The following is a 7,385-nucleotide window of genomic DNA, read 5'->3' as shown; positions in this document are numbered from 1 at the left end:
CCGGCGGTCTCAGGCCGGCGCCGCAGTGGCCGACTTTTGCTCCGCCCCGTGGCCGGTTTTTACTCCGCCGTTGACACTGCAAGCTGATCGATGCCGTGGGCCAGATGGATGGCGAGGAGATTTGCGATGTGGCTTGCCAGTTCCTGCCCGCTGTAGTTCGGGGCGTCCTCCTCCACCTCGTGTCCGAGGTCCCGGCAGAGCCGGGCCGCTTTTTGCGCCGCCTCGATGCAGGATGGATCGACCATCGTACCGGCAGGTGAAATGGTGGACACGGCAATTCGCAGCCGCCCGGGCGGTGTCGAGACGTCCTTGAGGTAGGGACCGGTTTTACCGGGTGCGGCATGGCTCGAACCGGGCTCCCATCCGTCCGATGCGTCGAGGAGGGCGGCACTGTCGCGTACGGTGCGGGCAATCGCATGCTGGACAACAAGCCCGTTCCAGTATTCTCCGTCGACAGGGCCTGTCGGCGTACGGCCGCGTGTCGGCTTGAGGCCGAAGCAGCCGGTGCAGGAGGCCGGTATGCGGATCGAGCCGGCGCCGTCATTGGCATAGGCGACGGGCACCATACCGCTCGCAACGGCCGCGGCCGAACCGCCGGAGGAGCCGCCGCTGGTGTGGCCAAGATCCCAGGGGTTGTTGCAGGCGCCCTTGGCGACGGGCTCGGTGGTCACACTTGCCCCGAATTCCGGCAGGTTTGATTTCGCGGTGATAAGGAGGCCGGCCGCCCGGTAACGCTGGATCAGGGTGGAGTCATAGGGGGCCGTCGTACCCTCGCCGAGCCGGCTGGAAAAATCACAGGGAAAGCCGGAATAGAAGAGGTACTCGTCCTTCAGCGCGATGGGCACGCCTTTGAACGGTCCGTCCGGGAGCCCCAGGCGGATGTCCCTTTCGGCAATGCTGCGCATCGATGCAACGATGGCGTTGATGCGCGGGTTCAGTTTCTCGATCGTGTCCCAGGCCGCGTCCAGCACTTCGCTTGGATGGACCTGCCTGGTCCGAACCAGCTCGGCAAGACCCAGTCCATCGTAGTTGGCGTAGTCAGAAAACAATTGCATTGCCCTCCATTTATTGTATTTCTTATCTATAAATACAATTTATGCAAGGGCCACGATGTTCACTTCCACCAGCTTTGGCGAGGCCGACGAGCGGGAAATCCGAGACCTGATCAGCCGATACGGATTGGCCACTCTTGTGTCGCACAGTCCTTCAGCGGGCTTGCAGGCGACGGCTCTTCCTGCGCTCTTCGATCCCGACGATCCGTCAGGGCAAACCCTTATCGGCCACATGGCGAGGGCCAATCCCCATTGGCGCAGCATCATGGACGGGGATGCGGTGCTCCTCCTGTTCCGAGGGCCGGACGCCTATGTATCGCCGGGTCACTACCGGGCGGAGGAGGATGTTCCGACCTGGAACTACTCCGCCGTGCAGCTGCGTGGCCATTTGCGCCACGCTCCGGACGCGGCGGAAAACGACCGTGTACTTCTGCGAACCGTCGAGCATTTCGAGGCGCGGCTTGGCCAAGGCTGGCGCCTCGGCGATATCAGTCCCGAAACGGTGAAGATGTATTCGAAGGGGACGGCCTCGTTTTCGATTGCCGTAACGTCGATCGAGGCCGCCCACAAGATGAGCCAGGACAAGCGCCGGACCGATGTCGTTGCCGTCATCGAAGGTTTGGCCACCTCCGACGATAAACAGGCCCGTGCCGTGGCAGAAACCATGGAGCGCATAACCTTGCACCCCGGGCGCCACCGGCCCGATTCGTAGTTGATGCAGACCGATTGCCGTGGCCGCCCGGCGGCGCAACGCTTGAAACAGACGGGCAGGTGCGCATAAAACAGCACATGCCCGATGAACCCGATATTACCGAAACCGCGACCGCACTCGAACTGGATATCGCCGACAGGATTCTCGCCTTCGCCCATGGCTCAAGACTGCCTGTCGGGGCGCATCTGACCGAGGCGGCCTTGTCTGCGGAATTCGGCGTATCGCGCACGCCGGTTCGCGGGGCACTCAACCTCTTGAAGCGCCGCGGCCATGTCGAACGCATCGCCAATCGCGGCTACTTCCTCACCGCCGATGTTTCGAGGATGCAAGCACCGGAAATCAGGCAGGAGCGACAAAGCGACCTCATCTACGAAGGCATGATCGGCGATTATCTCGGAGGCCGGCTGGAGGGGAAGGTGAGCGAAGCCCATCTCCTGCGGCGGTACAATGCCGACCGCCCTGCACTGGTGGAAGCGCTGGCGCGCCTGCAGGCTGAAGGCATCATTCGCGCCAATCCGGGCTATGGCTGGCAGTTCGAGGATCTGCTGCGCACGCTTGGCGCCAGCGACGAGAGCCAGCACTTTCGCTTGATCCTGGAGCCCGCGGGATTGCGGCAACCGACCTTTCGCATTGATCGCAAGCGGCTTCTGGCGTGCAAGAAGGAGCAGACGCATCTCCTGCAAAACCTCAGCGACAGGACACGTCCCTCGGATATCTTTGCCGCCAGCGTGCGCTTTCACGAACTGCTCGCCGAACTCTCGGGCAACCGCTTCATCCTGCAGGCCATCCAGCAGCAAAGCCGCACGCGGCGCCTCGTCGATTATCGCAGCTACCAGGACTTGGAGCGCGTTCACAGCTTCTATCGGGAGCACGTCGCCATGATCGACCTCGTGCTGGAGGGCCGGATGGAAGAGGCTGCGATCCTCATGGAGAAGCACATCCTCGACGTCGTCCATTTCAAGCCTGGCGCTTTCTCCGCCACCACGTCCGGCAATCCGTAAGCCGTCGATCAGACATCCAGGCCACCAACGCGGCGGTCGTCGGGTTTCTTGCGCCCTCGGTATCGGACTCCGCGGAAAATGGTTGTTGTGCCCGCTGAAGATTCCTGAGGAGATGCAATGCAGGCATTGTTTTTTTCAAGATAAAAGTCTGCGAAATTCTCGCATGAAGCCTGAATGACACGTGTCGCCCGCTAGGTCATCGCCTCTGTATGCGGTTCCCCGCGCCGGCCAGACGCAGGTCTCATTGATTGACACCATAAGATGACCGGTGCTGCGGTGCAGATTGCCGAGAGAAATATATGGACACATCGGCCGTATCGCGTTGCAATGCGCCGCCAGTCGCTGAGCTGGACAACAGGTCCCCCACCTTGCGACATCGTCTATAGAGCGCTTTCTCGTGGCGATATGGTGTCTGCCTGCTGCAGCGGATGTCGCGGGCCGCGAGCGCCGGCAGGCCGAAGACAGGTCAGGCAGTGTCCCGATAGCTTGCGGCTTCGGGTGCAGGTGGGCTGGAGCGGAATCGCGCGCCCTTCAGCCAGAGCTTGAGCGCCTCCCAATGGATGCCGGCGATCACCTTCAGAGTCATGAAAGGAAAACGCAGGAGGCAGCTGGCGAGGTTGGCGTCGGTCAACGGCGCAGCATCCGCGTTGAACGTGGCGGCCAGCACGGGCTCCTTGCCGGCGGTCTCATGGATGCGCACGCGAACCGTTTTGCCCGGCGGCAGGATGCGGAAATGGTAACGCAACCCCATGTCCATGAAGGGCGAGACGTGAAAGATCTTCGTCCGTGTCTGGCGGATGCCGGCAGCGCTCCCTTCCCCCGCAAGTACCGGCGCCACATAGCTGTGCCGCTCGCCGAAGGTGTTGCGCACCGCGTAGATGAGCGCGACCAGCCGATCTTCTTCATCATAGGCGAAGTAGGTCGAGAGCGGGTTGAAAACGTAGCCGAACATGCGCGGATAGGCGAGCAGAAGGATGCGCGCCGCAGGCCTTTCAAGCCCGGCATGCGCCAGCAGACGGTCAGCGAACCGGCGCAGCGTTTCGTCCTCCTCTTCGCCATGATCTCGCTCGTGGACCGACAGGATACCGGCCCGGTTGACCGAGAGCAGGCGGGTGAGTTCGGCAAGCTCGCCAAGGCGGTCGATATCCACCAGCAAGGAGAAAACGCTGTAGCTGAAACGGTGGCCAAAGGGATTGAGCCTCTGGTGCATGACCTTCCCGAGATAGAGCGTGCCGGCAGCTGGAGGCGGCGGGCCGTTTTCTGCCATGCTGGTGATGCGGGCTTCCCTCATGCCTTATCCCTTGCCGAAACCCTCACCGCGCCAGCTGCCAGTGGACATTCCTGCACAACACACCGCCTAGAATGCAGCCGCGCGTAAGAAGGGCCCTGTCCGAAACCTGAACGGTGATCGAATAGGTGCGGTCGCGTTTGGCGTCGTAGGCGGTGCCGGACAGCGTGTCGGGCGATTTGGGCTCAAGCGACATGACCAGGCGGTCGCCGGCTTCCTCTCCCTTGCTGGTATCACGGATCCAAAGATTGGTGGCGCAGATGTTGCTGCCGCAAGGTGCGATGCGCACGCGCGCGTTCCCGTCGTCCCGTAGCCAGACACCGCTCGGATCGGCGGATTGCTGTGCGTAGGAGGCGGTGGCAGTCGATATCACCGCAGCGTATGCAGCCAGAATGGCTAGCCTCATCGGTCCATCCTCGTCGCTTTTGGTGAAATACGCACCGGCGGGCCGATCGGTTCACTCAAGGTGATCCGTCATGGCGAGAAAATCGTAGAAAATGCCGGGTACATCATCGGAGACATCGGCATGAAAACCGCCATCGCAGCCTATCTGGCAACCGGCATCGCCTTTCTGATCGTCGATGCCATCTGGCTTTCGACGATGGCAGACGTGCTCTACCGGCCGCTTCTGGGCGACAAGCTCGTACCGCAGTTTCATCTGATCCCGGCGATCGCCTTCTACCTGATCTATGTCGCCGGCATTGTGTTCTTCGCCGTCTTGCCGGCTCTCGAGAGCGGTGGCCTCGGCAGGGCTGCGCTGAACGGTGCAGTGCTTGGGCTCGTGGCCTATGCGACCTATGACCTTACCAACCAGGCGACCTTGAAGGACTGGCCGCTTTCCATCACCCTCGCCGACATCCCCTGGGGTGCCTTCGTGACCGCTGTCGGCGCATCAGCGGGCTTTTTTGTCGCCAGCCGCGTCGGTTGATTGTTCGGCCTGCGCCAGGAGGCCGGAGAACATGAGGGCGACGAAAGCGGTAAGTGCGCCTGCGCTGATGACGTTGAGCCGCGCCAGTGCGGCATATTCGGCGGCGTCGTACCGTGCAAGGGGTGGTCCATAAGCGTCGGGTAACCCCAGGAAGACGCCAAAGGCGAGGGCGGTGAGCATCAGGCCTGCCCAGCGCTCGCCCGGGCGGAACAGCAAGAGGGCAAGCACCCCGCAGGGAACAAGAAAGATCTCGACCGCCGATGCTGCGCCGAACAGCCATGTCGAAAGCACGGTGTTACCGATACCCGCCAGAGGCAGAAGTCCTCGGCCGGCGACGGTGTTCCATCGGGCGATGGCCGGTACGGCGAGAAAGAACGGTGTCGACAGGAACGTGAACCAGGCGGGGGTGATGTCGGGGCTTACAAGCCAGAAAAGATAGAACGGATAGAAAGGCTGGTTCGAGGCGACGAGCAGTGCGATCACATTTGCCGCAGCGACACGCGGATCCGGATGGCGGGCGTAAGCCTGTACCGTCTTGATCAGAGCAGGGAACAGGGAGATCATGGCCCCGCGCCGGCGGGTCGGAGGCGGTAGTGACTGACGCCCCATTCTTCGCCGCTGGCATGGCCGAAAAGCCCGGCGGTTGCGAGAAAGAACATGCGCCATCGGCGTATCCAGAGCGCCGCCTCCTGTCCATAAGTCGCATTGAAGATGGTGCGGATGGCCTCTCGGTTGCGGTCGAAATTGTCGAGCCAGTCAAGCGCCGTGCGTTCGTAGTGCTTGCCGTTCCAGCGCCAGTCCCTTTCGACGGTGAAGCTGTCGCTTAACTCCCGCACCAGACCGTGGCTCGGCATGACACCGCCTGTGAAGAAATACTGGGCGATCCAGTCCGCCTTGTCGGTGTGATCGAAGCGGTAGGCGGTTTTGCGATGGGAGAAGACGTGCAGGAAGAGCCGCCCGTCCGGGCGGATCCAGCTGCTTGCCCGCTCGAGAAGCATCTGCCAGTTCGACATATGTTCGAACATCTCCACCGAGACGATCCGGTCAAACCTGCTGCCAGGGGAGAAACTGTTCATGTCGGCGGTGATGACGGTCAGATTTCGCAGGCCGCACCGCTCAGCTTCCCTCTCGATAAAGGCGCGCTGCGACGATGAATTCGACACGCTGACGATACGTGCAGCCGGGTAGCGCTCGGCCATGAACAGGGAGAGGGAGCCCCAACCGCAACCGAGCTCCAGAATGTCCTGGCCATCTGCAAGGTCTGCATGGGCGCAGGATTCGTCCAGCGCCGCAATCTCGGCCTCCGCAAGCGTGGTGCCGGGTGAGGCATAAAGACAGGAGGAATACTTGCAGCGCGGACCGAGCGTCAGCGAAAAGAACGCCGCCGGAAGCTCGTAGTGCTGGGCGTTCACTTCATCTGTGTGAACGGCAATCGGCCATTCGGTCATTGATCGCGCAAATTCGCGGTCGGTCGGGCCTCCGTCCTGCGCCAACAGGCGGCGCGTGCGGCTTACAAGTCGGTTGATGCCAAAGCGCACTGCGTGATCGGGCAGTGGCAGGCGCTCGGCGGCAGTGATAGCGGCAACGGCAAGGTTCATGTCATCCTTCCCTTCTTTTGGGGGCCAGGCCAGAAGGCATTGACACGTTCGACATAGGCAGCAAAAGCGACGCCACGCGAGCGCATCATATGGGCCTCAAGCGGCGGAATCCCCGAGACATGGACGAGCAGCCAGTACATGAAGGCGGGCCCCGCAAGTGCCGTCCAGCCCCAGACGCCCGCGGGACCGATGGCGATGACCGCGTAGCCTGCCCATCCAAGCCACTGGAAAAAGTAGTTCGGATGACGCGAAAGGCTCCAGAGGCCATGATCGCAGACCTTTCCCGTGTTTGCAGCTTTACTGCGGAACTGCGCCAGCTGCGTATCGGCGACACCTTCTCCGATCACGGCTATGACGAGAATTGCAATACCGGCAGCATCGCTCCAGTGAAGACCGTTGGCAGGGTTTCGAGCGGCAATGAAAATCGTCGCAGTCAGGAGGAGCGCAGCCGCTGCCTGGACTTGAAGGAACAGGAAGAGGCGCGAACGCCAGCTTTCCTCCCATTGCTCGCGTAAGCTGGCATAGCGCGGGTCCTCCCCGCCGTGCAGCGTGCGTCGCAGGATATGAATGCCGAGGCGACAGGACCAGACCCCCGCGATGGTTGCGACGAGGAGGCGCCGCCGGTAATCGCCATCCCAGCCGTCGACATGCGTGAGCGCCGCGACCATACCGGCAGCACCGACAAGAAAGGACCAAACCGCGTCGACCCAGCCGGATACCGCACCCTTGACCACAGTGAGCCACACCGCGGTCATTGCGAGGGAGACAGCGGCCGCAAGGAGGATGGAAAGCGCCGCCGCCGTCAT

Annotated in this window: 9 protein-coding genes and 1 pseudogene; 3 read left to right on the top strand and 7 right to left on the bottom strand. The window is 62.2% G+C overall.

The window, feature by feature from the left end; all coding sequences use genetic code 11:
• Positions 1–59: 59 nt before the first annotated feature.
• Positions 60–1,055: an amidase gene (locus tag EXZ48_RS29580; protein WP_130520478.1), complete on the bottom strand. Its 996-nt coding sequence runs from the start codon at positions 1,053–1,055 to the stop codon at positions 60–62.
• 55 nt (positions 1,056–1,110) lie between these two features.
• Here EXZ48_RS29580 and EXZ48_RS29575 point away from each other — a divergent pair, with 55 nt between their 5' ends.
• Entirely contained in the window at positions 1,111–1,764 is a 654-nt protein-coding gene (locus EXZ48_RS29575) for an FMN-binding negative transcriptional regulator (protein ID WP_023512062.1), read from the top strand.
• A 77-nt stretch (positions 1,765–1,841) separates the two neighbouring features.
• Complete coding sequence (locus EXZ48_RS29570) at positions 1,842–2,765, top strand: GntR family transcriptional regulator (RefSeq protein ID WP_130520476.1); 924 nt, start codon at positions 1,842–1,844, stop codon at positions 2,763–2,765.
• 254 nt (positions 2,766–3,019) lie between these two features.
• On the opposite strand, the pseudogene EXZ48_RS35995 reads toward EXZ48_RS29570, so the two are convergent.
• From EXZ48_RS35995 to EXZ48_RS29555, 3 genes and pseudogenes are all read right to left on the bottom strand, one after another.
• Positions 3,020–3,112 (bottom strand): annotated as a pseudogene (locus EXZ48_RS35995) (IS5/IS1182 family transposase); the annotation flags it as partial.
• 119 nt (positions 3,113–3,231) lie between these two features.
• Positions 3,232–4,056: a DUF1365 domain-containing protein gene (locus tag EXZ48_RS29560; RefSeq protein WP_023512064.1), complete on the bottom strand. Its 825-nt coding sequence runs from the start codon at positions 4,054–4,056 to the stop codon at positions 3,232–3,234.
• 22 nt (positions 4,057–4,078) lie between these two features.
• Entirely contained in the window at positions 4,079–4,459 is a 381-nt protein-coding gene (locus EXZ48_RS29555; RefSeq protein WP_023512065.1) for a DUF2147 domain-containing protein, read from the bottom strand.
• Between the two features lie 120 nt (positions 4,460–4,579).
• Between EXZ48_RS29555 and EXZ48_RS29550 the strand changes: the two genes are divergently transcribed.
• Positions 4,580–4,981, top strand: coding sequence for a DUF2177 family protein (locus EXZ48_RS29550; RefSeq protein ID WP_050746054.1), 402 nt, complete (start codon positions 4,580–4,582; stop codon positions 4,979–4,981).
• Here EXZ48_RS29550 and EXZ48_RS29545 read toward each other — a convergent pair.
• Genes EXZ48_RS29545 through EXZ48_RS29535 form a run of 3 tightly spaced genes read right to left on the bottom strand, consistent with a single transcriptional unit; the run spans position 4,946 to position 7,385 of the window.
• Positions 4,946–5,545, bottom strand: coding sequence for a hypothetical protein (locus tag EXZ48_RS29545; protein WP_023512067.1), 600 nt, complete (start codon positions 5,543–5,545; stop codon positions 4,946–4,948). The two genes, EXZ48_RS29550 and EXZ48_RS29545, sit on opposite strands and share 36 nt — an antisense overlap.
• A complete protein-coding gene (locus EXZ48_RS29540) occupies positions 5,542–6,579 on the bottom strand; it encodes a cyclopropane-fatty-acyl-phospholipid synthase family protein (RefSeq protein ID WP_130520472.1) in 1,038 nt (345 codons plus the stop codon). The genes EXZ48_RS29545 and EXZ48_RS29540 overlap by 4 nt, the downstream gene beginning before the upstream one ends.
• The gene (locus EXZ48_RS29535; protein ID WP_130520470.1) at positions 6,576–7,385 is read right to left on the bottom strand and encodes a DUF1295 domain-containing protein; all 810 of its coding nucleotides are present in this window, start codon (positions 7,383–7,385) and stop codon (positions 6,576–6,578) included. The genes EXZ48_RS29540 and EXZ48_RS29535 overlap by 4 nt, the downstream gene beginning before the upstream one ends.

The sequence above is a fragment of the Shinella sp. JR1-6 genome (assembly GCF_004284735.1).
In the GTDB taxonomy this organism is placed as follows: domain Bacteria; phylum Pseudomonadota; class Alphaproteobacteria; order Rhizobiales; family Rhizobiaceae; genus Shinella.
The sequence above is the reverse complement of the archived record's forward strand: the minus strand, read 5'-3'. Positions and strand labels throughout refer to the sequence as shown.